The sequence below is a fragment of the Bacillus sp. WC2507 genome (assembly GCF_052656125.1).
The window spans coordinates 1,629,412-1,654,871 of sequence record NZ_JBQXPN010000001.1 but is presented as its reverse complement, the minus strand read 5'-3'; the positions used below and the strand labels follow the sequence as shown (position 1 = coordinate 1,654,871).

29 protein-coding genes are annotated in these 25,460 nt (G+C 35.6%); 7 read left to right on the top strand and 22 right to left on the bottom strand.

All coding sequences use genetic code 11. The features are described 5' to 3' along the window. Positions 1 to 3: 3 nt before the first annotated feature. Both ACUN28_RS08940 and ACUN28_RS08935 read right to left on the bottom strand, forming a co-directional pair. The gene (locus ACUN28_RS08940; RefSeq protein ID WP_445423374.1) at positions 4 to 1,140 is read right to left on the bottom strand and encodes a serine hydrolase domain-containing protein; all 1,137 of its coding nucleotides are present in this window, start codon (positions 1,138 to 1,140) and stop codon (positions 4 to 6) included. Positions 1,141 to 1,230: 90 nt separating this feature from the next. Further along, positions 1,231 to 2,523 carry a GGDEF domain-containing protein gene (locus tag ACUN28_RS08935; protein ID WP_016086455.1) on the bottom strand — a complete coding sequence of 431 codons (1,293 nt, stop codon included), beginning with the start codon at positions 2,521 to 2,523 and terminating at the stop codon, positions 1,231 to 1,233. Between the two features lie 331 nt (positions 2,524 to 2,854). Here ACUN28_RS08935 and ACUN28_RS08930 point away from each other — a divergent pair, with 331 nt between their 5' ends. From ACUN28_RS08930 to ACUN28_RS08920, 3 genes are all read left to right on the top strand, one after another. Beyond that, a complete protein-coding gene (locus ACUN28_RS08930; protein WP_000180385.1) occupies positions 2,855 to 3,472 on the top strand; it encodes a nitroreductase family protein in 618 nt (205 codons plus the stop codon). A gap of 315 nt (positions 3,473 to 3,787) precedes the next feature. Next, on the top strand, positions 3,788 to 4,006 hold the full coding sequence (locus ACUN28_RS08925) for a hypothetical protein (RefSeq protein ID WP_000100487.1): 219 nt from the start codon (positions 3,788 to 3,790) through the stop codon (positions 4,004 to 4,006). Positions 4,007 to 4,202: 196 nt separating this feature from the next. Next, positions 4,203 to 4,568: a DUF3915 family protein gene (locus ACUN28_RS08920; RefSeq protein WP_016086454.1), complete on the top strand. Its 366-nt coding sequence runs from the start codon at positions 4,203 to 4,205 to the stop codon at positions 4,566 to 4,568. 97 nt (positions 4,569 to 4,665) lie between these two features. Here the strand turns inward: ACUN28_RS08920 and ptsP are convergent, their stop codons facing one another. The 4 genes from ptsP to glcT all read right to left on the bottom strand — a co-directional run bounded on the left by ptsP (position 4,666) and on the right by glcT (position 10,028). Next, positions 4,666 to 6,378, bottom strand: coding sequence for a phosphoenolpyruvate--protein phosphotransferase (gene ptsP / locus ACUN28_RS08915; protein ID WP_000174214.1), 1,713 nt, complete (start codon positions 6,376 to 6,378; stop codon positions 4,666 to 4,668). Then, positions 6,378 to 6,641 carry a phosphocarrier protein HPr gene (gene ptsH / locus ACUN28_RS08910; protein WP_000411080.1) on the bottom strand — a complete coding sequence of 88 codons (264 nt, stop codon included), beginning with the start codon at positions 6,639 to 6,641 and terminating at the stop codon, positions 6,378 to 6,380. The genes ptsP and ptsH overlap by 1 nt, the downstream gene beginning before the upstream one ends. 135 nt (positions 6,642 to 6,776) lie before the next feature. Continuing rightward, complete coding sequence (ptsG, locus tag ACUN28_RS08905) at positions 6,777 to 8,840, bottom strand: PTS glucose transporter subunit IIABC (protein WP_016086452.1); 2,064 nt, start codon at positions 8,838 to 8,840, stop codon at positions 6,777 to 6,779. 339 nt (positions 8,841 to 9,179) lie between these two features. Beyond that, on the bottom strand, positions 9,180 to 10,028 hold the full coding sequence (gene glcT / locus ACUN28_RS08900) for a glucose PTS transporter transcription antiterminator GlcT (RefSeq protein WP_000073864.1): 849 nt from the start codon (positions 10,026 to 10,028) through the stop codon (positions 9,180 to 9,182). Positions 10,029 to 10,193: 165 nt separating this feature from the next. Here glcT and ACUN28_RS08895 point away from each other — a divergent pair, with 165 nt between their 5' ends. After that, entirely contained in the window at positions 10,194 to 11,000 is an 807-nt protein-coding gene (locus tag ACUN28_RS08895; protein ID WP_016086450.1) for a Cof-type HAD-IIB family hydrolase, read from the top strand. A gap of 70 nt (positions 11,001 to 11,070) precedes the next feature. On the opposite strand, the gene phnF is transcribed toward ACUN28_RS08895, so the two are convergent. The 6 genes from phnF to scpA form a co-directional block, all read right to left on the bottom strand. Further along, on the bottom strand, positions 11,071 to 11,802 hold the full coding sequence (phnF, locus tag ACUN28_RS08890; protein ID WP_080117875.1) for a phosphonate metabolism transcriptional regulator PhnF: 732 nt from the start codon (positions 11,800 to 11,802) through the stop codon (positions 11,071 to 11,073). Further along, positions 11,732 to 12,520: a glucosamine-6-phosphate deaminase gene (gene nagB, locus ACUN28_RS08885; RefSeq protein WP_001024205.1), complete on the bottom strand. Its 789-nt coding sequence runs from the start codon at positions 12,518 to 12,520 to the stop codon at positions 11,732 to 11,734. The genes phnF and nagB overlap by 71 nt, the downstream gene beginning before the upstream one ends. Positions 12,521 to 12,524: 4 nt before the next feature. After that, complete coding sequence (gene nagA / locus ACUN28_RS08880) at positions 12,525 to 13,667, bottom strand: N-acetylglucosamine-6-phosphate deacetylase (RefSeq protein WP_016086448.1); 1,143 nt, start codon at positions 13,665 to 13,667, stop codon at positions 12,525 to 12,527. A 207-nt stretch (positions 13,668 to 13,874) separates the two neighbouring features. Then, the gene (locus ACUN28_RS08875; protein ID WP_016086447.1) at positions 13,875 to 14,777 is read right to left on the bottom strand and encodes a ComEC/Rec2 family competence protein; all 903 of its coding nucleotides are present in this window, start codon (positions 14,775 to 14,777) and stop codon (positions 13,875 to 13,877) included. Positions 14,778 to 14,855: 78 nt separating this feature from the next. Further along, positions 14,856 to 15,428 (bottom strand): segregation/condensation protein ScpB, encoded by a 573-nt coding sequence (gene scpB / locus ACUN28_RS08870; RefSeq protein WP_016086446.1) that lies wholly within the window; start codon positions 15,426 to 15,428, stop codon positions 14,856 to 14,858. A 158-nt stretch (positions 15,429 to 15,586) separates the two neighbouring features. Beyond that, positions 15,587 to 16,330, bottom strand: a complete 744-nt coding sequence (gene scpA, locus ACUN28_RS08865) for a segregation/condensation protein A (RefSeq protein ID WP_016086445.1) — start codon at positions 16,328 to 16,330, stop codon at positions 15,587 to 15,589. Positions 16,331 to 16,499: 169 nt separating this feature from the next. Here scpA and ACUN28_RS08860 point away from each other — a divergent pair, with 169 nt between their 5' ends. Continuing rightward, the gene (locus ACUN28_RS08860; RefSeq protein ID WP_000510194.1) at positions 16,500 to 16,595 is read left to right on the top strand and encodes a YjcZ family sporulation protein; all 96 of its coding nucleotides are present in this window, start codon (positions 16,500 to 16,502) and stop codon (positions 16,593 to 16,595) included. Between the two features lie 97 nt (positions 16,596 to 16,692). After that, positions 16,693 to 17,211 carry a DUF309 domain-containing protein gene (locus tag ACUN28_RS08855; RefSeq protein WP_016086444.1) on the top strand — a complete coding sequence of 173 codons (519 nt, stop codon included), beginning with the start codon at positions 16,693 to 16,695 and terminating at the stop codon, positions 17,209 to 17,211. A 20-nt stretch (positions 17,212 to 17,231) separates the two neighbouring features. On the opposite strand, the gene ribT is transcribed toward ACUN28_RS08855, so the two are convergent. Both ribT and ACUN28_RS08845 read right to left on the bottom strand, forming a co-directional pair. Next, the gene (gene ribT / locus ACUN28_RS08850) at positions 17,232 to 17,600 is read right to left on the bottom strand and encodes a GNAT family N-acetyltransferase RibT (RefSeq protein WP_000908396.1); all 369 of its coding nucleotides are present in this window, start codon (positions 17,598 to 17,600) and stop codon (positions 17,232 to 17,234) included. Between the two features lie 469 nt (positions 17,601 to 18,069). Next, positions 18,070 to 18,507: a peptidylprolyl isomerase gene (locus ACUN28_RS08845; RefSeq protein ID WP_000853785.1), complete on the bottom strand. Its 438-nt coding sequence runs from the start codon at positions 18,505 to 18,507 to the stop codon at positions 18,070 to 18,072. Positions 18,508 to 18,694: 187 nt separating this feature from the next. Here ACUN28_RS08845 and ACUN28_RS08840 point away from each other — a divergent pair, with 187 nt between their 5' ends. Further along, positions 18,695 to 19,561, top strand: a complete 867-nt coding sequence (locus tag ACUN28_RS08840) for a DUF1002 domain-containing protein (RefSeq protein ID WP_000850509.1) — start codon at positions 18,695 to 18,697, stop codon at positions 19,559 to 19,561. Positions 19,562 to 19,594: 33 nt separating this feature from the next. On the opposite strand, the gene ACUN28_RS08835 is transcribed toward ACUN28_RS08840, so the two are convergent. From ACUN28_RS08835 to spoVAA, 8 genes are all read right to left on the bottom strand, one after another. Beyond that, complete coding sequence (locus ACUN28_RS08835; protein WP_016086443.1) at positions 19,595 to 20,398, bottom strand: Cof-type HAD-IIB family hydrolase; 804 nt, start codon at positions 20,396 to 20,398, stop codon at positions 19,595 to 19,597. 98 nt (positions 20,399 to 20,496) lie between these two features. Beyond that, positions 20,497 to 21,969 (bottom strand): spore germination protein SpoVAF, encoded by a 1,473-nt coding sequence (gene spoVAF / locus ACUN28_RS08830; protein WP_016086442.1) that lies wholly within the window; start codon positions 21,967 to 21,969, stop codon positions 20,497 to 20,499. Further along, complete coding sequence (locus tag ACUN28_RS08825) at positions 21,956 to 22,525, bottom strand: stage V sporulation protein AE (protein ID WP_001254415.1); 570 nt, start codon at positions 22,523 to 22,525, stop codon at positions 21,956 to 21,958. Before ACUN28_RS08825 ends, spoVAF begins: the two co-directional genes overlap by 14 nt. Before the next feature lie 5 nt (positions 22,526 to 22,530). Further along, positions 22,531 to 22,881 (bottom strand): stage V sporulation protein AE, encoded by a 351-nt coding sequence (spoVAE, locus tag ACUN28_RS08820; protein ID WP_000345909.1) that lies wholly within the window; start codon positions 22,879 to 22,881, stop codon positions 22,531 to 22,533. A gap of 3 nt (positions 22,882 to 22,884) precedes the next feature. Next, on the bottom strand, positions 22,885 to 23,901 hold the full coding sequence (spoVAD, locus tag ACUN28_RS08815; protein ID WP_016086441.1) for a stage V sporulation protein AD: 1,017 nt from the start codon (positions 23,899 to 23,901) through the stop codon (positions 22,885 to 22,887). A 13-nt stretch (positions 23,902 to 23,914) separates the two neighbouring features. After that, entirely contained in the window at positions 23,915 to 24,373 is a 459-nt protein-coding gene (gene spoVAC / locus ACUN28_RS08810) for a stage V sporulation protein AC (RefSeq protein ID WP_016086440.1), read from the bottom strand. A gap of 14 nt (positions 24,374 to 24,387) precedes the next feature. Beyond that, positions 24,388 to 24,804, bottom strand: coding sequence for a stage V sporulation protein SpoVAB (gene spoVAB / locus ACUN28_RS08805; RefSeq protein ID WP_033659766.1), 417 nt, complete (start codon positions 24,802 to 24,804; stop codon positions 24,388 to 24,390). Beyond that, on the bottom strand, positions 24,797 to 25,417 hold the full coding sequence (gene spoVAA / locus ACUN28_RS08800) for a stage V sporulation protein SpoVAA (protein WP_016086438.1): 621 nt from the start codon (positions 25,415 to 25,417) through the stop codon (positions 24,797 to 24,799). The genes spoVAB and spoVAA overlap by 8 nt, the downstream gene beginning before the upstream one ends. Positions 25,418 to 25,460 lie beyond the last annotated feature (43 nt).

Below are 25,460 nucleotides of genomic sequence, written 5' to 3'. Positions count from 1 at the left end.
TTCTCATCCCCTTTGTTCTAATAAATCACTTACCGTCTTTCGGAACTCTTTATTAAATTCATCATCCATACTATTTTTCACATTTGAAAATAAAATAACAAAAGTTCCTTTTTCTTTATTAAAATTATTGAAAGTGTTCCAACCAGATAGTACACCATGATTATGAAAATAATCCGGATATATATAAAAACTAAATGCATATTCTCGTTCTGCTGAAGGTGAAAACATCGCTTGTATACTTTGTTCAGAAAGAAGTTTCCCATTTATAATCGCTTCGTCTAACTTCTTCATATCGCCAACTGTCGTATACATCTCACCGCATCCGTATAACCAATCCATTAACAATTTTTGTGCAGGTTCAAGTACATTCTCTTTCTTTACATATCCTTTAGTAAAATGCTGATCTCCCTGAGCCATATTTCCCATACCAGATTCATGCATTTCTGCTTTAGCAAATATATTTTCTTTTATGTAATCTCCTAAAGGTTTTTTTGATATACTTTCTATAATATAAGCAAGCACCATATAATTATAATCTGTATATCTCCAACCTGATCCTGGTGGAAATTCTAATTTTTGACTTCCAATCCAATTTACTAAATTTTTACGGGAAGCCGCATTCACTTTACCTTTTCCACTTTCTGGTAAACCTGATGTGTGTGTTAACAAATGATATAAGGTGATATTTTTATCTACTGGAAAAGAGGGAATATATTTATTTACATTGTCTTGAATATTTAGCTTCCCTTGTTCCTGTAGCTGTAAAATAGATGTGGCCACGACTGTTTTCGTAATAGAACCGATACGATATTTTGTTTGAGGCGTGTTCTCTATCTTATTTCGAACGTCAGCATATCCATAGCCTTTATTCAATACAACATGCTCTTTATCTGTTACTAAAACTGTTCCATTAAATTGCTTTCCTATTAAATATTGATCTAATTTTTGAGATATACTAGCATAATCAATTTGTTGTTCTTCTTTTTCGTCTATATTCTCTTGTACTTCTGATTCAATAGTAGGATTCACTTTAGTTGTTAATACAGTGCTTTCCTTTATATTGGGATTATAGAGAAAATAGTATACTCCACCACAAAATACAGCAGACAGCGAAGCCATCGTCATTATTTTTTTTATCATGTTGTTCCTCCATAATTCCTTCGTTCAAAATCCCCCCCACACTCTATTATCAAACAATAAAAAAAAATCGCAACAATTTGTTGCGAAAAATCACTTTTTTTCTTTTCTATATACACACACTTGATTTTTCCCATTTTTTTTTGCTTCATATAATGCAATATCCGCTCGTTGCATTAATTCTTCTCTTGTAATCCCTTGTTCATATAACGCGACTCCAAAACTCGCTGTTAATTTCGAAATTCCTGAGAATTGCTTTGTTTCAATGAAAAATCGTAATGATTCCGCAACCTGAAATGCTTCTTTTTCTACTGTATTCGTTACTAATATAATAAATTCTTCTCCTCCCCACCTTGCAAATACATGTTGCTGCTCCACTTTAGATTTCATAAGCTCTGCAAGCTGAATTAATGCTAAGTCACCAAAATCATGACCATATGTGTCATTTACTGTTTTAAAATTATCTATATCAAATAAAATAAGTGCTATTTTTTCATCGTTACGCATTGCATTATCCCATTCTGCCTCTAGTATTTGTTGGAACTTCAAACGATTATAAATCTCTGTTAATGAATCTATCATAGCAAGCCTTTCTTGTTCTCGATAGATTTCATCTAATTCTGTAATCTCTGTACACTTCACAATAAATCTTGATAAATCTTCTGGCAGTGGTGTCGCACGCAATAAAAAAGTTGACACTTCCCCTTCATAATTGGACATCTTAATTCTTCTATCATAGGATAATGTATCATCTAACCATGTTATATCATGAGTTGTTGAATAGTATCCAGTTTCTCTAATCAAATGTTCAGCAAATACTAAATGTTGCTCACGATAGGTAAACAAATTTTCATATCCGAAAAACTCTAAAAAATTTGTATTACAATCAACAATCTCATCGTCTTCTACTATAAATAATAGGTCATTTTGAAAATCAAACATCGTTTGAAGTAGTTCTTGTTGCAAACCTACTTGCCTCACTAAAGAAAGTTGATACAAACTCTTATTCACTTCCTCTAACACCATTTGTGGAGTCACAGGGGCTATCACAATATTACGTATTCCTAACGTAAGTACCTCTGCAAACTCGCTTGTTATCTGTTGATCCCAAATTACAATAAATGTACTTTGTGGATTATACATATTCTTTATATATTTTATTTGAGAAACATCTGTTACATACATAATTACAATATGTGGTTTAGTCCTCTGAAACAATACTTCTCCTTCTTCAAAACTATTTGCTATAAACATACATTTTGGATGGATATTTTCTATCGTTTGCTGATGTGTGCATCCATTTTCTATATAAAGGACATTTAACTGAAGATCTTGTAATACATCTTGGAAAACCGTATTCTCTAATAAAAAATGTAGTATGTTCATCACTAGTCTTCACTCACTTCATATATCTTGTTCTACTGAATTCCTCACAAACATTTTATAAAAAACTGTTCTCTAAAAACTTTAATGAGTGAGGGATACATATTAACAAGCTAATTGAGAATGTTATCTTCGCTTTTTCACTCTATAAATTCCTTTTTTAGTGTATGATTATAGGAATTGTATCGTTTGTACGAATGCCCTAGATTCCTCTTTAAAACTTGACAATTAAAATAAAGATATTATATTCTTAAATTCGACAACTTACAAAATGTAAGTAGAATATATTACATTTATTTTTTCATAATTTGATATGTAATTTGGAGGATAAATAATGACAAACGACAACTTTTTTAATGTGCTATATGAACGCACATCTACACGTGCATTCAACCCAGAGAAAGAAATTTCATCTACAGAGTTACACGAGATTTTAAAGGGCGCTGCTCAAGCACCTTCTGCTTGGAACTTACAGCACTGGAAATTCCTTGTATTCCAAGGTGAAGATGTACAAAAACGATTACATCCAATTGCTTATAACCAGCAACAAATTCTTGATGCTTCTGCTGTAGTCGCTATTTTAGGTGATTTAGAAGCTTATAAAAACGTTGAACCAGTTTATGGTCCAATTGTAGAACAAGGATTTATGAAAGAAGAAGCGAAAGAGCGCTTAGCTAAAAATATTGAGTCTGCATATGCTCGTGAGCAATTCCCAAGAGATGCAGCCTTTTCAAATGCATCATTAGCAGCAATGCAACTTATGCTTGCAGCTAAAGCAACTGGCTGGGATACTTGTGCGATTGGTGGTTTCAACCCACAAGCACTTACAGAAGAATTCAATGTTTCATCTCGCTACGTACCAATTATGCTTATTACAATTGGTGAATCAACTTTAAAAGGCCATCCTGCACCACGAATGAGCGTAGAACAAGTGAGTGAATGGGCAAAATAATAAAGTGAAACTTTAATCAGTAGGGATTCTTCATCCCCCACTGATTATTAGCTCACACCGATCGGGTTTTTACGGAATAAAAAGAAACGAAGGTAATTTCATTACCTTCGTTTCTTTTTATTCTGTCACACATCCGTAATATTACAATGTATTATTCGACATCTATATATAAAGAAACAGTAAATTCCATGCTATTTCCACACATAGAAATGGCGTTTCATGTCGAATTTTGTTAAAGTATAGAAATATAACCGTGTGTTTTTGTTACAATTATGATACAATGATAACAAATAGATAACAAGAGAGGGATTTTCATTGAGTTCATACGGAAGCTTTATTGCACTTTTATGTTACATAGTAACTGTACTGCTTCTATATTTTATTGGCGATGCTGCAAACATTTCAGTATTACAATTTCCAAAAGAAGAAGCATTCCAATTAGAATCAGAAAAACATACTGCACGATCCATCGTACCACTACTCTTAGCTCTTCCTGTATATATCATCGTTTTATATAAAAGCAAAAAGGTGTAAAGGCTACCTAGTTCATTCATTTCGGTGGTCTTTACATTTTTTTGTGATATTTCCCCTATTTTAAACATCATTCCGTACTAAACACCCAGCTAGTCTTTTAAAATGAGAAAATCCCCTAGAAAAAATTCCACTCTCTGTCCAGTCACTCACTACCGAACTTACATAGATTATAAGTGTGAAGGGGGTGATGAGGATTATGTTTGGATCATTTGGATGCTGTGATAACTTTAGAGACTGTCATCATCGTGAAAGAGAGTGTGACCATCGCGAACATCGCGAGAAAGAGAGAGAAGAAGTTAGACCACAACGAACTGCTGTATGTAACGTACTTGCTAACATTTCAGTTGGAACAGAGCTTTCTCTTTTAAGCATTAGAGGTAACGGCACATTCAATAATGTAATTTTTGAAGGTTTCGCTAACGGTGTTGCTCTTTTCTCTGCTTTAGCTCGTAATAACGATAACAAAGATAACAATAAAGACGATAAGAACAATCAAAATCGAAATACTTTTACTGGTATTTTACGTGTATGCCCAACTGATATCGTTGCTATCGCTATCTAATTCTGTTCCTTATCCTCTATAGTAAGAAAATAAGATTTACTTTTCTCATAGAAAAAACCTGAGACCGATTTCAAATCGACTCAGGTTTTTTTATTGATTATATGCTTTTAACTAGTTCAACAACTTCTTCCGCAGTTGACATCATTAATGCTTTTTCTGCTAATGTTTCCATTTCTGCTTTTGACAACTTGCTTAGCTGTGTTCTTGCAGGAAGAATAGATGTTGCACTCATACTGAACTCATCTAAACCTAATCCTAATAATAATGGGATAGCAAGTGAATCTCCCGCCATCTCACCACACATACCAGCCCATTTGCCTTCTTTATGAGCCGCATCGATAACCATTTTTACAAGACGTAAAATAGATGGGTTATATGGTTGGTATAAGTAAGCTACTTGTTCGTTCATACGGTCTGCAGCCATTGTGTATTGGATTAAGTCATTTGTTCCGATAGAGAAGAAATCAACTTCTTTTGCGAATTGATCTGCTAATACTGCTGAAGCTGGGATTTCAACCATCATACCCACTTCAATAGAATCAGAAACAGTTGTACCCGCTTCTACAAGTTTCGCTTTCTCTTCTAATAAGATTGCTTTCGCTTGACGGAACTCATCAAGAGTTGCAATCATTGGGAACATAATTTTTAAGTTACCGTATACGCTAGCACGAAGTAATGCACGAAGTTGTGTACGGAACACATCTTGCTCATCAAGACATAAGCGAATTGCACGGTATCCTAAGAATGGGTTCATTTCTTTTGGTAAATGTAAGTATGGAAGCTCTTTATCTCCACCGATGTCAAGTGTACGAACAACAACAGGTTGACCTTCTTTTACACCTTCAAGAACTGCTTTATACGCTTCGAACTGCTCTTCTTCTGTTGGAAGATTGTCACGGCCCATGTATAAGAATTCTGTACGGTATAAACCAACGCCTTCTCCGCCATTATCGATAATACCTTGTACATCATTTGGTGTTCCGATATTTGCAACAAGCTCAACGTGATGTCCATCACTTGTTACAGTAGCTTGGTCTTTTAATTTTGCCCATTCAGTTTTTTGCTCTTCAAATTTCGCTTTCTTTTCTTCAAAAGAACGAAGAGTTTCTTCTGATGGATTTACAATTACTTCTCCATCTAAACCGTCGATGATTACGATATCGCCGTTTTGGATTTTCTCCATAACAACTTTCGTACCAACAACTGCAGGAATTTCCATAGAACGAGCCATAATTGCAGAGTGAGATGTACGTCCACCGATATCAGTTGTAAAACCTTTTGCATACTTACGGTTTAACTGAGCTGTATCAGATGGTGTTAAATCTTCAGCAATGATGATTACTTCTTCAGAAATTGTACCAGGGTTTGAGAAGTTAATTCCTAGTAAATGTGCAAGAACGCGTTTTGTTACGTCACGAATGTCCGCAGCACGTTCTTTCATATATTCGTTATCCATGTTTTCAAACATAGAAATAAACATTGATGCAACTTCATCCATTGCAAATTCAGCATTTACTTTTTCACTATTTACTTTATCTTTTACTGGGTTTACTAGTTCTGGATCATTTAACACTAATAAATGTGCTTCAAAGATCGCAGCTTTATCAGCACCCAGCTCAGCAAAAGCATGGTCCTTAATTGCTTCTAATTCAGTTTTTGCTTTCTCAAGCGCAGCGTCTAAGCGTGCAATTTCAGCAGCTTCGTTTGTAATTGATTTCTTTTCGATGTTAAATTCAGGATTCTCAAGTCTGAAAGCCTTTGCAATAGCAATCCCACTTGATGCAGCGATCCCTTGAATGTTAAGAGTCATTATTCTCCTAATCCTTCGTTTTTCATAGTTTCTTCGATAGCTGCTAGTGCTTGAGCTGCATCATCACCATTTGCAGTGATTTTAATTTCTGCGTTTTGTTGAATGCCTAAAGACATAACGCCCATGATTGATTTTAAGTTAACGTTCTTTCCGTTATACTCTAAGTTAATGTCAGAACCAAATTTGCTTGCAGTGTTTACAAGTAGAGTTGCTGGACGAGCATGAATTCCTGAGTCGCTAGTTACTTTAAAGATTTTTTCCATGATAATTTATCTCCTTTAAATTACAGTATTTTTTAGTTGTATAGACGTGAGTACTACATCATCTATTGTATATAATAGGCGATGTTCGGTCAACCACATCGCCTATTATAATTATAAACATTTTGCGTCAAATTCCTACTGAATGTCAATAATAGCGTTTTCGCCCTTCTTAACATTTCCATCTTTTTTCAATTCGACTTGTTGCCCTTGTTGTAAATTCGTAAATACGATTGGTGTAATGATAGATGGTGCATTTTCTTTTACAAATGCAAGATCTACTTTTAATAATGGTTGTCCTTGTTTCACTTTGTCGCCTTGTGCTACAAGTGCTTCAAAACCTTCACCATTTAATTTTACAGTATCAATACCGAAGTGGATTAAAATTTCTTTTCCGCCTTCAGATTGAATGCCAATCGCATGCTTTGTAGGGAATACGTTAACGATCTCACCATTAACTGGAGAAACTACTGTTCCTTCTGTTGGCTCGATTGCAAATCCGTCTCCCATCATTTTTCCTGAGAATACTTGATCAGGTACTTCTGTAATCGATAAGATTTTTCCTTCAATTGGTGAAACGATTGTTTCGTTTTCATCAACCTTTTGAGGAGCTTCTTCTACTTTTACAGGCTCTTCTTTTTCAACATGAGGTGTACGACCTGACATAATATCATGAATTTGTGATTTTAATGTGTCAGATTTCGGTCCAAAAATAGCTTGAATGTTATTTCCAACTTCAAGTACACCAGCTGCTCCAAGCTCTTTTAAACGATCTTTGTTTACATTCTTTTGTTCGTTAACTTGCACACGTAAACGAGTAATACAAGCGTCTAAAGAAGCAATGTTTTCTTTACCACCAAGTGCCACTAATACTTCACGAGGAAGTTCACCAGCTTCTGCTTTTCCTGCACCGTCATTCGCATTTGCTACTTCACGACCAGGTGTTTTTAAATCCCATTTACGAATTGCAAAGCGGAATCCGAAGTAGTAAATAACTGCTAGTACAAGACCAACAATAATTACCCACCACCATGCTGTACGGCCTGGTAGTACACCGAATAACATAAAGTCAATTAAACCACCAGAGAATGTCATACCAATTTTAACACCTAAAATTTGCATTGTCATAAATGATAGACCAGCGAATACTGCGTGAATTCCGAATAGTACTGGTGCTACGAATAAGAATGAAAATTCAAGTGGCTCTGTAATACCTGTTAAGAAAGATGTTAATGCAGCAGAACCTAAAATACCAGCTGCTAATTTTTTATTTTCTGGACGTGCTTCATGGTACATTGCTAAAGCTGCTGCTGGAAGACCGAACATCATGAACGGATACTTACCAGTTGTAAATGTACCTGCTGTTAATTCTACACCGTCTTTTAACTGTGCCATAAAGATTTTTTGGTCACCACGGATTAATTCGCCAGCTGCATTTGTGTACTGACCGAATTCGAACCAGAATGGTGAATAGAAAATGTGATGTAATCCAAATGGAATTAATGAACGTTCAATTAAACCGAATATGAATGCTGCTAATGTTCTATTTGCATCAATCATTTGATGTGAGAACGTATTTAAGCCACCTTGAATGTATGGCCAAACGAAACACATGATAATACCTACTACTAAAGAGAATGTTGCAGTTGCGATCGGTACGAAACGCTTACCTGCGAAGAAACCTAAGTATGATGGTAATTCAATGTTGAAGTATTTATTGTAGCAATATGCCGCTACTATACCGACGATAATACCACCAAACACTCCCGTTTGTAGCGTTGGAATTCCTAATACATTTGCATATGCTGGATCTGAAAATCCAATTTTTACTGGATCTGCTCCAGAACTCGTTACTTTCACTAGCTTATCTACTTCTAAGAACACACTCATCGTTTTGTTCATAATTAAGTAGCCGACGAATGCCGCTAAACCAGCTACTCCGTCTCCACCAGCTAAACCAATTGCTACCCCAACTGCGAATAATAATGCAAGGTTAGCGAAAATAATATCACCAGATTGTTCCATAATTTTTGCTACCATTACGAACCAATCTGCTTTTAATGCAGGAATAACATTTGTTAACTGTGGATTTTGAAATGCGTTACCAAATCCAAGTAAAATACCTGCTGCCGGTAAAATCGCTACTGGAAGCATTAACGCTTTTCCGACTTTTTGAAGAACACCAAAGATCTTCTTAAACATGGAAACCCTTCCTCTCTTATCTATATTGATACCTTCCGACAAACGCCAAAAAGACATGAGGAAAAAAAGATAGAACGATAGCTATACAAAAGGTAGTATATCCCTTTCTCTAGCTTACATTCCTTACTTTTCTCCACTCATGCCTGATCGAATCAGTAACACGTGTCAAAAATAGGTTTACGTATAAGTTCACTATAATTAAGGCAAACGTTTTCGTTACTTACCTTAATGTGTTTGTCGAAATTTGTATAACTTTGCAATAGTTATTATACATAACTATTGTAAGCGATTCAATGATTTTTTTTAACGTTTTCATTTTAGACAAAAATATATGTCTTTTTACACATGCTCTGCTTTCACTAAGCGTTGCAGGTGCATCGTTAAATATATACTCTCTGCTTCATACACAGGAAGTTGCAATTCTTTTTGCATGACCTTAACTAGCTTCCAAGCTAAATTATAACAGACAGGATATTCCGCCTTTAATAACTCAGCAAAACTTTGTGATTCCTCTACTTTCTCTCCTTTTTTCACCCGTTCAATCGCATATTGCAAATGACGAATAAGGCGTAAATAGTGGATACTTTCTTGGTCTAATGTAATTTGTAAGTTTGTCTCAATTAAAGATACAAGCTGTGCAATGAGACGGGAGTTTTGATTAACTGAAGATAAATCTGAATTTGTAAGCGAACTGTAAATATGGAGTGCAATAAAACCAATTTCTCCTTCTGGCAATGTAATTTGCAAACGAGAATTTAAAAGGTCTACAACACCTTCAGCAATTTCATATTCTTCTGGATAGAGCATTTTCGTTTCAACTAAAAAAGGATTATCAATTGTAAGTCCTTGTTTTAATCGCTTAATTGCAAAAGAAATATGATCTGTTAGAGCGATATGAATATGTTCATTCAATGGTGATTTTGCTTTTTCTTGAATATAGAACATAATATCATTCATTAATTCAATTAATTTTTCACTCACATGTGGCACTAACAGTTTGTATTGTTCACGATCACGTTCATTTTTTAAAACGAACATTTTTTCAATTTGTTCTTGCTCCAATACATCTTTCGCTTTTTTCCCAAATCCAATTCCTTTACCAATCACTACTACTTCCTCGTGTTCAGGATGGCTAGCAATGATGACATTATTATTTAAAACTTTTTTAATTTCTAGATAATTACTCATATAACACCACCCTCGTACTTAAATAGCCTGCTTTTATGTTACAGAACATTCTTCTTTGTCGTCAATGTAAAACATCTACCATTTCATAAAAATTCATTTTTTAGACATGTTTATATATGATGCGTATAATGTAAGGGCAACTGTACATAGAAAGGAGACCGCAATATGATTAAAATGTTTGTGAGTGATATCGATGGTACAATGATGCAACACGGAGGTGTTGTCGATGAACAAGATGTTCTCGCTCTACGCAGCCTAGCTGAACAAAATGTAATTCTTTGTTTCGCTTCCGGAAGACTTGATAATGAAATTGCAGATTTAATGAAAGCAGTTAATACAAATTTCCACCGCATTAGTGTGAATGGTGTATTTGTATATACAAACGATAATAAACAACTACTATCTGCTACATTTGACTCTAGTATTTTACCTGATTTATTGGCAATGACAAATGAAGAGCCTTATTTCCGTTATGTTAGTGATGAGCATAATTATTACATTGAAGAGAAAACACCGTTTATTCATGAGCTTGAACAACAAGTAACTATGACTTCTGTTGAAGAACCGCATCTATTACAAAAAATTGATGATACAATTTTCCCAAATAAAATCTCTGTCGGTGGAACGAAGGAAAGCTTACAACTCCTTCAGAAAAAAATTGATGAAAAATTCCACGGAAAAGTTAGTACCTTTATTTCAGCAGAACAATGTTTAGATGTAATGCCACCTAATATTAGTAAAGGTTCTGCTATTTCTGTTTTATTAAAAGAGTTTCAAATACAACCAGAGGAAGTTGCTTGCATAGGGGATTCTTATAATGATATTCCTATGTTTTCTTTAACTCCTCATAGTTTTGCTATGTCTCAAGCAGATGACGCAGTAAAAGAACACGCTCACTATGTAGTAAATACGGTTAAGGATGCTGTTAATCACGTAATTGCTCATAATAAAAATACGACTCACTCCTTGTAAGGATGAGTCGTATTTTTTCTTTACATGTTAAACAATTTGACATTAACTGTACTTCACAAACTGAAATATATTATTTGTTACGTGCGATGTTTGTAATAAACTTATAACGATCCCCACGATAAATACATTTCACATACTCTAACGGTACTTCACCTTCTGAATATGACCATTGACGCATTACAAGTACTGGCGCCTTTTTAGGAATATGCAGATGTTCCGCTTCACTATCCGTTGCAATTGAAGCTTCAATTGATTGAGTAGCGCTAACAAGTTTAAAGCCCAGTTTTTTCTCTAAATGTTCATATAAAGATTGTTGCAATATTTCTTCGTTAATATCTTTTACAAGAGCTGGCGACAAATATGTCGTCTCAAAAGCAATCGGTTCATCATCAGCTAAGCGAATACGCCTCACCTCATAAACCGACTCTCCCTCCTGTATTCTTAACCGGTCTGCTATTTTCGCAGTAGCTGGAACTAGGCGGAAACTAAGTAATTGACTACTTGGGTTCATCCCACGAGAAATCATATCTTCTGTGAATCCCGTCATTCCTTGCAATTTTTGTTCCACTTTCGGAAGTTGGACAAACGTACCGATTCCACGTTTCCGATATAAATAGCCTTGTTCCACTAAATTATTAATCGCCTGTCTGATTGTCATACGACTCACTTCGAACTTATCGCAAAGTTCATTCTCAGATGGGATTTTATCTCCCGGCTTCCATTCGCCGTCCTCAATTAGCTGTTTCACCCACTCTTGAATCTGATAATAGATCGGAAATGGTGAATACTTGTCGATGTTCATCAGCAATCGCCTCACTGCATAAAGATAGAGCTTCTTGATCAGCGATTACGGTTACATTCGGATGACGTTGTAAAACTGTAGCAGGACACGCTTCACTATATTCACCTTGCAATAATTCTTTCACAGCTTCTGCCTTTTTAGAACCCATAGCAACAAGTAGAATTTGTTTCGCTTTCATAATGCTTCCGATTCCCATTGTAATCGCATGAGTTGGCACATCTTCTTCTTTTTCGAAGAAGCGAAGGTTTGCTTGGCGTGTAGATTCTGTTAATTCAACAATGTTTGTTGGAGAATTAAACAGTGTTCCTGGCTCGTTAAATCCGATGTGACCGTTTTCACCGATTCCAAGAATCTGTAGGTCAACTGGGTTAGCAGCTAGAATGCCCTCATAACGTTTGCACTCTTCTTCTAAATCACTTGCCATCCCGTTTGGTACATAAGTTTGTTTAAATGGAAGATGATCAAACAACTGTTCTTGCATGAAATAGTGATAGCTGTTTTTATCTTCATGTGGTAAATTTACGTACTCATCTAAGTTTACAGTGGTTACACGGCTTGTATCAAGTTTATTTTTTCGCATTTCTGCATAAATACCTAATGGAGAGCTTCCTGTAGCCATTCCTAATGTTGGATTTTCTTTTGTTTTTACGACTTCTTCAATTAATTTATAACCTGCTTCTGCTAATTCTTCTGGAGTTTTTACAACAAGAATATTCATTTAATTACTTCCCTTCCTTCATATGAATTCCTAAACGAACCGTATCATATACATGTAAATCTTCATTCATCACAACAAAGTCTGCATCTTTTCCTACCGCTAATGCACCTTTATTATTTAATCCAAACTCTTCTGCTTGGTTAACTGATGTCATCAGTACTGCATCTTCGATTGAACAACCTGTAAATTCAATTACATTTCGGAAAGCTTGATCCATTTTTAAAATACTACCAGCTAACGTTCCATCTTCTAATCGAGCACTACCATCTTTTACATGTACTGGCTGTCCGCCAAGCTCATATAATCCATCTTCAAGACCCTTTGCACGCATTGCGTCAGTAATAACACTTACTTTTTTCGGTCCTTTTAATTTATATGCTAATTTCACCATATCAGGGTGAATGTGAATACCATCTGTAATTACTTCAACCATTACATCTGGATTTAATAACACATGACCAACAACTCCTGGTTCACGGTGATGTAATCCACGCATTTGATTGTATAAATGCGTTGCATGTGTAATGTTTCTATTTTTTAGTTGCGCATCAATTGCATCTGTATGCCCCATTGTGCCAACAACACCAGTTTCAGCAAGATACTGCTCAAACTCTAACGCACCTTCTTCTTCAGGTGCATATGTTACTAATTTAATTAGATTTCCGCTTGCTTCCTGCCATTGTTTAAATTGTTCAATATTCGCAGGAACAATATGTTCAAGTGGTTGTGCACCTGCACGTTTTTTTGAAACATACGGTCCTTCTAAGTGAATATATTCGAAATGTGCTCCTTTTTCTTTCGCTTCCTTCGCAGCATGTAGTGCTGCTTCGATTGCTTCTGGAGCTTGTGTCATTGTTGTTGGGAAGTAAGTTGTAACTCCTTCTTTTAACATTTCTTTACCTAGAGTTACTAACCCATCGCTATTTGCATCCATCGCATCAATATCGTATCCACCATGAATATGAACATCAATCATACCTGGAATCACAATCTTCCCTGCCGCATCTAAAACTGCTTCATTTTCTTGTGATACATATTGAGCCATCAAACCAATTTCTTTAATTGTTTCTGCGTAACGAATAAATCCGTTTTCCACTACTTCTTGACCTGTATAAATTTTGGCATTGATGACAACTTGCGTTTTCATTTTCATCGATCCTTTCCCATGAAATACCTACTTGTTATTATTACCTTATTCGCCTAATTCCATCTTAATATATGCACGAGTAGTTGTCTATACATTCGAATGAAATTTCCTCTTTGTTTAATAAAAAGGAAACTTAGTACATCTCTCGCAATTATAATATATGTTATTCACTTTTCCAAAAAGGGAGAATATCCCCTATCCTATTCCTCATTTAAGTAAAGGCATTAATCCACTAGAGCCTATTGTAATATGCTCGCCGTCTGTTTCCATTTCTACTGTACGTTTATTTGTTCCATATATCATTATACCATGTCGTTTTAATCGTCTCACTACACTTTGGTGCGGATGTCCATACGGATTTCTGCTCCCATATGAAAGAATCGCGAACTGTGGTTCTACCTTCTTTATAAACGTTTCACTCGTTGAAGTATATGAGCCATGATGTCCCACCTTTAACACATCTGCATGTACATCAAATTGCTTTAATATTTCAGTTTCCGTCCGCACATCAGCATCACCCATTAGTAAAAAATCCGCTTTTCCGTATCGTACCTTTAACACAATTGAAGATTCATTATTTTCATCTTTTGATTTCCCATTGTTTAATACTTGTATGGAAACATGCGGATCTAGCGGTATGTATTGTCCTTCTTTTACTGAAACGAAAGGAATTCCTCTTTTTTTAATATGATTCCGATACGTATGATAAGTAAAAGAACTATATGTTTTTCCACTATCTAATATAAGTGATACCGGCATTTGCTCTACAATCGGAATGAGTCCTCCTATGTGATCCATATCAGGATGGGTACTGACGATAGCATCTAAATGATTAATCCCTTTTTCGATTAGTTTTTGAATGATAACCTCTCCCGCTTCGTAAGGTCCCCCATCAATTAACATCGTTTGTCCATTTGGTAATGTAATAAGTGTTGCATCACCTTGTCCAACTTTTAAAAAACTCACTTTCATTTTACCAAAATGTTGCCGCTGCATATGTAAAGGAGACGTGGTATGAATAGACATCATATATCTTTTTGCCGATGAACTATTTAAAGAAAAGCATAACAAAACAGAAACTACTAATAAAATACTTCGCATACCTTTCATAACTCGTCTCCTTTTTTCAATTAGTATGGCACGGTATATAATTGATATACAAAAAAAGCTTAGCAAAATGCTAAGCTTTTACTTCGATATCTCTTGTAAAGAACCGAAGAATAAATCTGCTTCATTCATTTGTTCGTTTTCTTCAGAAAGCGGAGGTAAATCATCTAATGTTTTCAGTCCAAACGTGTCTAAAAATTCTTTCGTTGTTCCATATAAAATAGGACGCCCAGGACCTTCTGCTCTTCCCATTTCTTTTATAAGTAAGTGTGAAACTAACGTTTGTAACGCCTTATCGGTTTTTACCCCTCTAATCTCTTCCATCTCAGTTCTTGTGATTGGTTGACGATATGCAACAATCGCTAGCGTTTCTAGAGCAGCCTGAGAGAGTGAGGCTGCTGTTGGGATATCTATTAGTTTTTGATAGTACGACGCATGTTCTTTCTTTGTAGCAAAACGATATACTTTTGCATACTGTACAATTTGCAAACCGCGGTGTGCGCCTTCACATTCTTTTTGCATTTCTTCTAAAATATCGATTACTTCGTTTCCTTCAATTTCAAGAACTTTCGCTATTTGTTCTGGATAAATCCCTTCATCACCAGAAACAAATAAAAGCCCTTCAATGATTGATTTCTGTTCTTTTCTATCCATTTTACGAGCTCCTTCCTCCTATTTTCTCCATAAAAATACACATCAAAAAACCGAATCACAATTCATGCGTTCGGTTCAATATTTTTTCTCTTGTTCCAAACGATACATTCGAACTTAACATGAGATATCATATTTCTATCCCATTTTCCATACTAGCTCTATGCAGATTTAGTAGAGCTTGATACGAAAATTTCATCAAAATTATGTTCTTGTTCAATTATGATTTGTTGATTTTTCATAAGCTCAAGAACCGCTAAAAATGTTACAACCATTATTTCTCGTTCATCATCAACAAACAAATCATAAAAACTTTGACGGCCACCTTGTATTTCTAACTGCTTTAAAATATCAGTCATGCGCTGTTCAATTGGTATTTCTTGACGAGTAATACGTGTTGTTACAGGTTTCTTTGCTTTTTTACGGCGCATTAATTTTTGAAATGCTGCTAGCATATCATATAACGTAACATCAAGAGGCAAGTTTGTCTCCTCTTCTTGTTGCAACGATGTAAAATCAATTGGCGGACGTGTATATAGCTGTGCTCTTTCTTGTTCTCTTTCTTTTAGCTCAGTAGCAACTTGCTTATATTTCTTATATTCAATTAACCTCTCCATCAATTCTTGACGAGGATCATCTATAAAGTCATCACCGTTATCAAGTACATCTTCTTCATGTTTCGGCAACAACATTTTACTTTTAATTTGTAATAACGTTGCAGCCATTACTAAATACTCACTTGCAACATCTAATTGTAGTTCTTTCATCGTATGAACATAAGATAAATATTGCTCTGTAATTTCCGCTACAGGAATATTATATATGTCAATTTCATAACGATGTATTAAATGTAACAATAAATCTAAAGGCCCTTCAAAAGCCTCTACTTTAAAATTATACTGCACAAAGCATCCCACCACATTTTTTCTATAACAACATAAGTATAGAGCATACTCATGTTCTATCCAACCTTTTTAAGAAATTTAATTAAAAATAGACCGATGCCTATGTCATCATGCCCACCACTTCATATGATAACAGTGTAGTAAGAACAATGTAGGAGGTCAAAAAACTATGGGTCACGTTGATTGTGGTTTTAGCGGTGGGTTCGCATTACTTGTTGTATTGTTTATTTTACTAATTATTGTAGGGGCAGCTTGCTTCTGCTAATATGAACAATAACGACTAGGGAAAATTCCCTAGTCGTTTATTGTTCATATTTCTGTGATACACTTGTATTTATAACCGTTAAACAGGGGTGAAGAAAATGTATCCTACCGAATACATACAATTTTTAATTCATTTTCACGGAGATTATGATTATTTTGAATGCCACGAAATACTAGAAGAATATTGGAAAACAAAACCAAGAGGAGATCGTGATAATTACTTAGTCGGTCTTATTCAAATTGCAGTTTCTTTATACCATCAAAGACGCTCTAACTGGAATGGCGCAGAGAAGATGATGAAAAGCGCCATAACGATTTTAGAAAAAAACAGTGGCCCTTTACTACGTTTAGGAATAAATCAGACACAACTTCTACTCTTACTCAAGGATAGATTGCAATCTATACAGAAAGAAGAAGGTTTTACACCGCTATTTTTACCATTATCGGATACAGCATTAGAAAAGCGCTGCTTGGAATTATGTCAGAAACAAAACCTCCCTTGGAAAGATGTGAATGCTACTTCTAATGAATTTATAATACATAAGCACACATTACGTGATCGAACAGACGTCATTGCTGAACGAAATGAACAATTACAAAAAAGAAAGCAGAGATAATAAACTACTTATCTCTGCTTTTAAGAATGTATATTTTGTTCAAGCTCTTTACACTTTTTGCAAAAACTTGCTGTTTGCTCATTTCCGCAAATTGTAAACTCAAGAAATTTACTCTTTAACTCTTGAACCATCTTCGTCCCAATACCCATATGACGGTGAGATGGGTTCACACTCAAATGCTGAATTTCCAAAACTTGATTCTCTTTTTTTACAATCCCCATTATTCCAACAAAATCTTCGTTTTGTTTCCACAAATACAATTGCCAATCATCCTTTGCTTCATAATCCTTCATAGTCAATTGTAATGTTTTCACATCTTTTTCAGTTGGCATAAATGAAAGAAGCCCCATTGCAATCTTTTCATAACTTTTTTTAAAACGAATTAACATAACCCTTATCCCTTCTTACAAAAGTTACAAACTATTAATCCCCTCAACCACTCTTTTCATATCACATTCATTTTACAATATTTTCAACAGAGTGAGAAGGGCTTAAAACAACTTGATAATCATACAAAGCGAAAAGAAGAAAGTCAAATATATGTTTCAGTACTATTTTTTCTAAGTAGATAACACAAGAAACGCTGTTATATGAAAGTTAAAAGAAACATCCACTGCTCATTATCACTTTAATATTCAGCACTTTAGAGCAAATGAATTCTAGCAAAATTAATTTAATAAAAATATTTATTGAAACATGTAATCTAATGTATTCTATGTGATTTGTTAAAATTTTGTTCTTATAAGCGACATATTTTCACTACAATAACAGTACTACTTGTATCATGTACTGTAAACGAAATACCCATTCCTATTAAAAAACAAAAAAAGAGAGCAATAGCCCTCTTTTCCCATTAACTTATTCTTCCCAAACTTTAACTTCTTTCATTACATCGCCTTGACGCATGTTTAATACTGTTTCAATACCGCTTGTTGCTTTACCGAATACAGTATGTACACCATCTAAATGCGGTTGTGGCTCATGAACAACAAAGAATTGGCTACCGCCTGTGTTACGGCCAGCATGAGCCATAGAAAGTGATCCTACAAGGTGTCTATGAGGATTTCCATCAGTTTCACATGGGATAGAGTAACCTGGGCCACCTGCACCTGTTCCTGTTGGATCTCCACCTTGGCTTACGAAGCCAGGAATAACGCGGTGGAATGTCACACCATCATAAAATCCTTGCTCTGCTAGTTTTTTAAAGTTTTCTACTGTTTTTGGTGCCTCTTCTGGGAAAAATTCTAAATCGATTTTTTCACCATTTTCCATTAATATGTATCCTAAAGTTTTCATACGTATATGTCTCCTTTCAACTATCTCAGCACTATATTACCACATTCATGACTAGAAACAAAAAGAATCCGACAATCTACATACTTCTTTTTTGAAATGTGGAAAAAGCTAGGTGACAAATAAGAAATATATACTATAATAACTGTGTTGCCCGAAAATTTTAGAAAGAGAAAGGGAGCGATTTTTCGTGAAAACGAAATTACTAGCTCTGCTATTAGCTGTAACGGTATTTATGATGCCGACAGCTTCGTTTGCAGACATCATCGAAGGAGAATCAATTGTTACACTAGGAGAAAACTTGTCTGAACAACAAAAACAAGATCTGTTAAAAGAAATGAAAGCACCAAAAGATGCTACAATCATTACTGTGTCTAATGCGGAAGAACATAAATTTCTAGAAGGGATTGTTCCAAAAGCGCAAATTGGGACGAGAGCAATTTCCTCTTCTATGATTACATACACAAAGCCAGGGTCTGGTCTCATTGTACGTTCAAAAAACATTAATTCGATAACAGATGCAATGTACACAAACGCACTTATTACAGCAGGTGTGAAAGATGCAGAAATTCAAATTACTGCACCATTTAAAGTTTCAGGAACTGCTGCTTTAACCGGTTTAATGAAAGCCTATGAAACAACATCGAACAAAGCAATTCCTGAGGAAGTAAAAAAAGTAGCCAATGAAGAAATGGTGCAAACAGCTCAGCTCGGCGATAAAATTGGTGAAGAAAAAGCAGTTCAACTTGTTGCAAAAATTAAAGAAGAAATTGCCAAAGAACAACCAAAAACGACTGAAGATTTACGTTCATTAATTAAAAAAATTGCGGATCAACTTGGTATTACATTAACGGATGAACAGTTAGATAACTTAGTTGCGCTATTTGATAAAATGAAAAATCTTAATATCGATTGGAATCAAGTTGGCAGTCAGTTAAATAAAGCAAAAGAACACGTTTCTGCCTTTTTAGGATCTGAAGAAGGGCAAGGTTTCCTAGATAAAGTGAAAGATTTCTTCTCAAGTATCATTGATTTTGTTAAATCATTATTCAAGTAAAAAAAGAAGCTCGTCGCTGACGAGCTTCTTTTTTTATACGAGTAACGGCAATTTCATAATAGCTTCTTCTACCGACCGAACAACATGATTTGCCTTCTCCTTCACGTATGGATGAGCATGATGTAGAGTAAATGAATGCGGGGTTACTTCAAACATAGAAATATCATTGAAAGAATCTCCAATACACGCAACTTCATTTGCTTCAATTTGCAAATGTTCCATTAGTTGCCTTAAAGCACTCCCTTTACTTACTCCCCTTGGCATAATGTCAACATAACGTTTACCAGACATAAAAACTTCCGCTTCGCTCTGAAATGTATCTCGTAACTCTTGATCTAATGCTGCAATTGTCTCTTCTTCCCCAAAAACAAACAATTTCGCAGGATGTACAGTCTTACCAAATTCCTCTTCTAATGCTTCTATCTCAGCAATATGCACACCCATATACGTTTCAAAAGTATGATGATGTTCATTCTTTCTTTTTGTATACCGTTGCTCATTTGCACAAACAATATCTGCTAGTCCCTTTTTATGGATATATCGATATATTTCCTGGGCAATCCCATCTTCAAAACTTGATTGATGAAATATTTTTCCATCCGGCAGTAACATCGTCGCTCCATTTAAACTAGTTGTGTAATACGGGAATGCAAACCTATTTACAACTTCATCAATTCGATGAGTAAAGCGGCCAGAGGCAAAACAAATATTTGTCCCTTTTTCAGCTAACCAACAAAGTGCACGTTCATCTTCTTTTTGCATATGATTCACATTGTAAACGAGCGTGTCATCTAAATCACTTACAAATAATTTAATCATGTCCTCTTCCCCTTCCATACACAATATCTACTCTAAGTGTACACAAAAAATGTTTGATTTTTGTTAAAAAACAATAAATTTTTACTAAAAAAAAATAAACGGGTGTATAATCCCGTTTATTTTTGTCTTTTTACATTTTGAGGTCTTACAATACTTGGGCGTACTTTTAAACTAGACATCGTCGGACGGAGTAGAATTTTTGTTAATGCTCCCCAATCAAATGGTAAAAACGGCCATAAATAAGGTGTTTGTAAACTTTTTATAGACGTTAAAAATAAAATCAATATCGTCATACCAATTACAAATCCCATCTCATGGAAGAGACCTGTCAAAATAATAACAAATAATTTTCCAACCTTATTTCCTAATCCTAATTCATAACTCGGTGTTGCATATGCACCGATCATAGAAACTGCTACATACAAAATAACTTCTGGTACAAACAAACCTACGTCGATTGCTATTTGACCAATTAATATGGCGGAAATTAATCCTGCTGCAGACGATAACGGCGTAGGAGTATGAATAGCTGCCATCCTTAAAAACTCAAGCCCGATTTCGGCCATCAACACTTGTAATAAAATGGGTAAATGCGTCATCTTATTCGGCCCAATGAAAGCAAGATTTTCTGGTAAAAGAGTTGGATCAAATACAAATACTAACCAAAATGGTAGTAAAAACAAGGAGAATAAGACACCTAAAAAGCGTACCCAGCGTAAAAATGTACCGACAGCTGGATTTTGTCTAAACTCTTCTGCATGCTGTAAATGGTGGAAATATGTTGTTGGAGTAATCATAGCACTCGGTGATGTGTCAACGAGTACTAACACATGTCCTTCTAATAAATGATTCGCCGCTACATCCGGTCTTTCTGTATATCGAATAAGCGGGAATGGATTATAGCTTTGCTTTACAACAAACTCTTCCACTGTTTTATCCGCCATCGTAATTCCATCTACATCTATGTTATTTAATTCTTGTTTTATAATCTTTACTAAATCTGGATTTGCAACATCTTGAACGTATGTAATACAAATATCCGTTTGCGATCTATCTCCTACTCGAATCATTTCATTTCGAAGACGTGGATCTCGAATTCTCCTACGAATTAACGCTGTATTTACAACGATATTTTCAACAAATCCATCCCTCGCACCGCGTACTACTTTTTCAGTATCAGGTTCTGTCGGTGTTCGTCCTGGATAGCTACGAACATCTATTGCGAACGCTTCCGTTTCACCTTCCACAAATATAACGATGAGTCCTGATAATACTTGGAGCATTACCTCGTCCATCGTTTTCACTTTACTTACTTGTTGATGGATTAAACGATTCTCTAAAAGCTTCACTGTATCTTCTTCTACATCCCTTATCTCATTTGTATCCACCGCTTCTTCTAAAATAGGGATAATATAATTTGTATCACAAAGTCCGTTTACAAATAACACACCAATTTCTTTATTTAAAATTTGAAATTTACGAATGCCAACATCGTATGTAACACCCAGTCCAGCTGTTTGCTTTAAGTAATTTTCATTATCACTTATGAAAGATGAAATAGGGATATCCACTTTTTTAGGCTTCGTCATAAAATCCACTCCTTTCCAAAATTAACTGAATTGCTTTTTTAGTAATTGGTGACCCTCTCTCCCATTCATCGTTTCCACACATCTTACCAATATCACCAACTCCCACAATGACAGGAACATTCAAATCATCTAAACAATAAATTGTATCGCCGCTAATTCTGCCAATTTCACCATCTGGAAGTCCAAATTTATCAACACCATATTCGGTTAAATTCCCGTTCCGATCTACACTTACATCTACACGTGCCCATTCCCAATGATGTGTATTAGACGCTACTGCCAAAATTCCCAGTACATCAATTTGTTTATGGGTCGCTACATATTTTAAAGCCTTTTCACCAGATCCTTCTCCAATAAATCCGCTGTCATCAAACATGACAAATACAGGGTCATATGGCGTTTGCATAATAAGCTCAACAACTTTCTTCCCTGTCAATTTGGTTGGATTACTTTGTGATGCTGAAATACACCTTCCCCCAAATTCCTTCGTTAAAAGCTCAATTGTTCGCTTTGCATATTCATCTCCATCTGTGACCAAAACAACCCTTCGTCTCATTTGATTTATCCTTTCGGTTTACATATAAGTGCTACAAAAAATGAAAATAATATCGCCGCAGAAATGCCTGCAGACGTTAAACTAAACATACCCATACCAATCCCTATATATCCGTGTTTTTCTGCCGCATGCATTGCCCCATGTAATAGTGAATGTCCAAAACTTGTAATAGGAACTGTCGCACCAGCACCAGCAAACTTTATAAGCTTATCGTACAATCCGAATCCATCTAAAACTGCTCCTATAACTACAAAGGTTGCCATTAAATGTGCTGGTGTTAACTTTGCGAAATCTAACAATACCTGTCCAATTACACAAATGGCGCCTCCTACAAGAAATGCATATATAAAATCCACAACTCACTCTCCCTTCACTCTCTCAAATACGACACCATGTGCAATGGTTGGAATTGTTTCTTTCTGCTGCATCATCATCGGGCTTAATAACGCACCAGTAGCAACGACAAAAATCCGTTGTAAATTCCCTTTTTGCATCTCTCTTAATAAATGACCATATGTGACAACAGCTGAACAAGCACAGCCACTACCACCGGCAAATACTTCTTCTTGACCGGAATCATAGATCATTAATCCGCAATCATTATATATATGCCCAAGATCATAACCTTCTTCCAGTAACAGTTGTTTTGCGATTGGTGTCCCAATAGCTGATAAATCACCCGTAACAATCAAATCATAATCTGCTGCACTTCTCTTCAAATCTTCAAAATGTTGTTGAATTGTATGAGCAGCAGCGGGTGCCATCGCTGACCCCATATCTAAAGGATTCGCAATTCCTAAGTCTTGCACTTTTCCAATCGTAGCTGCCGTAATTTTAATGGCACTTTTTTCTTTACTAATTAATATGGATCCCGCACCTGTAACAGTGGAATTTGCTGTTCCTGGTTTTTGTCCTCCATACTCTGTTGGATAACGAAACTGTCTTTCAGCCGTTGCATTATGACTACTTACCGTCGCTAAAACACGATTTGCGAATCCACCGTCTATAAAGGCTGATCCAACCGCTAAAGTCTCCATCGAGGTCGCACAAGCACTAAACATCCCTAAAAAGGGAATCCCCCACTTACGCGCAACATAATTTGCTGTCACTGTTTGATTTAATAAATCACCCGCTAAAAAGAAATCAATTTGTGATGTTTTTACATTTCCTTTTTGCATGACTTGTTGAATGGAATCTGACATTAATCTTCGTTCCGCAAGTTCCCAGTTTTCCTCTCCGCAATGTAAATCATCATATGAAATATCAAAATCCTTTCCTAGAGGGCCTTCAGCTTCTTTTGGACCGACAGCAGTACCAGTTGCATTCACATAAATATCATTTTGAAATACCCACGTTTGTTTTCCTGTCAACCTCATACTAGCCCCTCCTTTAAGACATAAAAATTTTAAAAGTATATCTTATTAATCCAATAACGTATGCACCAACAACCCCAAAAACGATAACACTTCCCGCCAGTTTAAACATATTTGTAGCAACCCCAAGCACAATTCCTTCACTCTTATGTTCTAGCGCAGCGCTCGCCATAGAATTTGCAAATCCCGTAACTGGTACCGCCGATCCTGCTCCAGCAAATTGACCGATTTTATCATATACACCACAACCTGTTAAAATCACCGATAATAATACAAGAGTTGCAACTGTCGGATTTCCCGCCTCTTGTTCACTGAAATGAAAATAATGTATATAAAATTTCATCAATACTTCTCCGACAGTACAAATGAATCCGCCTACAAGAAATGCCTTGACACAATTTAGGTAATAGTTTGGTTTTGGATGGTACTCCTTCACTTTATTTATGTAATCATCCTTTAGTTTTCGCCCTGTCATTTATATATTGCCTCCTACTTTACGAAATAAATCCAGTGAAACAATGAGCCTATTACTTTGCCAAGTACAAGAGCAACAAGTAAAATAACGATTTTCCCCTCTACCCCTACTCGTTTCGCTAAAATAGGTAAAACATTTAATACTTCTGTTAATGCGGCTGCGAGCATCCCAATGAATGTGCCACAAAATATTCCTAATATAACAAGCCAATATTGCGACGTTTGAAATGTAATATTTTTCAAACTACACCAAGCCCCTGTTAATGTACCTGCAATAACCGCCCACTCAAAATATTGAATATGCTTTCCACTTCTCGTTAATTGGGCTAAACGAGGGATTATACCCAGTACAGCTAAAAATGCGACATATCCGCTACCTACTGCAATCCCTCCCGCTAAACCAATTACAATAACGAGCCCAGCTTCAATCATCGGCAAGTTGTTTCATATTGTCCTTGTTTTCATGAACAATTACATATTGGTCAAGTGACTGCTGGTATTGGAACATCTCCACTTCTAACGGACTCGGCTCTTCATTAATTCGCTTTTGAAATACATGATTAAAAAATAAGACCATACCTAATCCAAGACCTAATGAATAAGGAATTTGAAATAGAAGTGGTTGTGCCTTAAATTCTCCCGTAATCATGTAATATAACCGTTGGTGCACTTGTTGCATACTTACATCTTCATGGAAATAAATGATTGCAAGAGCCGCTCCAATGAAAAGTAACATCCATACAAGTCCGAAGAAAATCGGATGTACTTTCTTTTTTTCATATATAATTTCAACAAGAGTTTGTCCAGAACCGAGTAAATTAATTTGTATATGGGCCGCTTTTTGTTGAATAATTTCAATAATTTTCATAACATCAATGACAACATGCGTCTTATCATGCGCTGTTATTTTGTAAACTACCTCATCCTGTAACGACTCAACTACCACAGCATCTCCAGCAAGTTGAGCAACATCACCCAGCTTCACTTCATATGTAGGGGAAACTTTTAATCGATTACGCATTTTAATATAAATTGTTCTTTCCAATTTCCATTCACCTCTTCACTCTTCCTCGTAGTTGTAGTATGGT

Excerpts from the sequence above, each read along its gene's own strand:
- ACUN28_RS08895 (WP_016086450.1), top strand. The coding sequence starts at position 10,194 with ATGATTAAAATGTTTGTGAGTGATATCGATGGTACAATGATGCAACAC.
- spoVAC (WP_016086440.1), bottom strand. The coding sequence starts at position 24,373 with ATGACAGGGCGAAAACTAAAGGATGATTACATAAATAAAGTGAAGGAG.
- ACUN28_RS08855 (WP_016086444.1), top strand. The coding sequence starts at position 16,693 with ATGTATCCTACCGAATACATACAATTTTTAATTCATTTTCACGGAGAT.
- spoVAD (WP_016086441.1), bottom strand. The coding sequence starts at position 23,901 with ATGAGGTTGACAGGAAAACAAACGTGGGTATTTCAAAATGATATTTAT.
- ribT (WP_000908396.1), bottom strand. The coding sequence starts at position 17,600 with ATGTTAATTCGTTTTAAAAAAAGTTATGAAAAGATTGCAATGGGGCTT.
- ACUN28_RS08845 (WP_000853785.1), bottom strand. The coding sequence starts at position 18,507 with ATGAAAACTTTAGGATACATATTAATGGAAAATGGTGAAAAAATCGAT.
- scpB (WP_016086446.1), bottom strand. The coding sequence starts at position 15,428 with ATGGATAGAAAAGAACAGAAATCAATCATTGAAGGGCTTTTATTTGTT.
- ptsP (WP_000174214.1), bottom strand. The coding sequence starts at position 6,378 with ATGACTCTTAACATTCAAGGGATCGCTGCATCAAGTGGGATTGCTATT.
- ACUN28_RS08825 (WP_001254415.1), bottom strand. The coding sequence starts at position 22,525 with ATGAGACGAAGGGTTGTTTTGGTCACAGATGGAGATGAATATGCAAAG.
- ptsH (WP_000411080.1), bottom strand. The coding sequence starts at position 6,641 with ATGGAAAAAATCTTTAAAGTAACTAGCGACTCAGGAATTCATGCTCGT.
- ACUN28_RS08860 (WP_000510194.1), top strand. The coding sequence starts at position 16,500 with ATGGGTCACGTTGATTGTGGTTTTAGCGGTGGGTTCGCATTACTTGTT.
- ACUN28_RS08875 (WP_016086447.1), bottom strand. The coding sequence starts at position 14,777 with ATGAAAGGTATGCGAAGTATTTTATTAGTAGTTTCTGTTTTGTTATGC.
- ACUN28_RS08920 (WP_016086454.1), top strand. The coding sequence starts at position 4,203 with ATGTTTGGATCATTTGGATGCTGTGATAACTTTAGAGACTGTCATCAT.
- nagB (WP_001024205.1), bottom strand. The coding sequence starts at position 12,520 with ATGAATATTCTTGTTGTAAAAACTCCAGAAGAATTAGCAGAAGCAGGT.
- nagA (WP_016086448.1), bottom strand. The coding sequence starts at position 13,667 with ATGAAAACGCAAGTTGTCATCAATGCCAAAATTTATACAGGTCAAGAA.
- ACUN28_RS08930 (WP_000180385.1), top strand. The coding sequence starts at position 2,855 with ATGACAAACGACAACTTTTTTAATGTGCTATATGAACGCACATCTACA.
- ACUN28_RS08935 (WP_016086455.1), bottom strand. The coding sequence starts at position 2,523 with ATGAACATACTACATTTTTTATTAGAGAATACGGTTTTCCAAGATGTA.
- ACUN28_RS08940 (WP_445423374.1), bottom strand. The coding sequence starts at position 1,140 with ATGATAAAAAAAATAATGACGATGGCTTCGCTGTCTGCTGTATTTTGT.
- ptsG (WP_016086452.1), bottom strand. The coding sequence starts at position 8,840 with ATGTTTAAGAAGATCTTTGGTGTTCTTCAAAAAGTCGGAAAAGCGTTA.
- phnF (WP_080117875.1), bottom strand. The coding sequence starts at position 11,802 with ATGAACATCGACAAGTATTCACCATTTCCGATCTATTATCAGATTCAA.
- glcT (WP_000073864.1), bottom strand. The coding sequence starts at position 10,028 with ATGAGTAATTATCTAGAAATTAAAAAAGTTTTAAATAATAATGTCATC.
- spoVAB (WP_033659766.1), bottom strand. The coding sequence starts at position 24,804 with ATGATTGAAGCTGGGCTCGTTATTGTAATTGGTTTAGCGGGAGGGATT.
- ACUN28_RS08835 (WP_016086443.1), bottom strand. The coding sequence starts at position 20,398 with ATGGAAGGGGAAGAGGACATGATTAAATTATTTGTAAGTGATTTAGAT.
- spoVAF (WP_016086442.1), bottom strand. The coding sequence starts at position 21,969 with ATGACGAAGCCTAAAAAAGTGGATATCCCTATTTCATCTTTCATAAGT.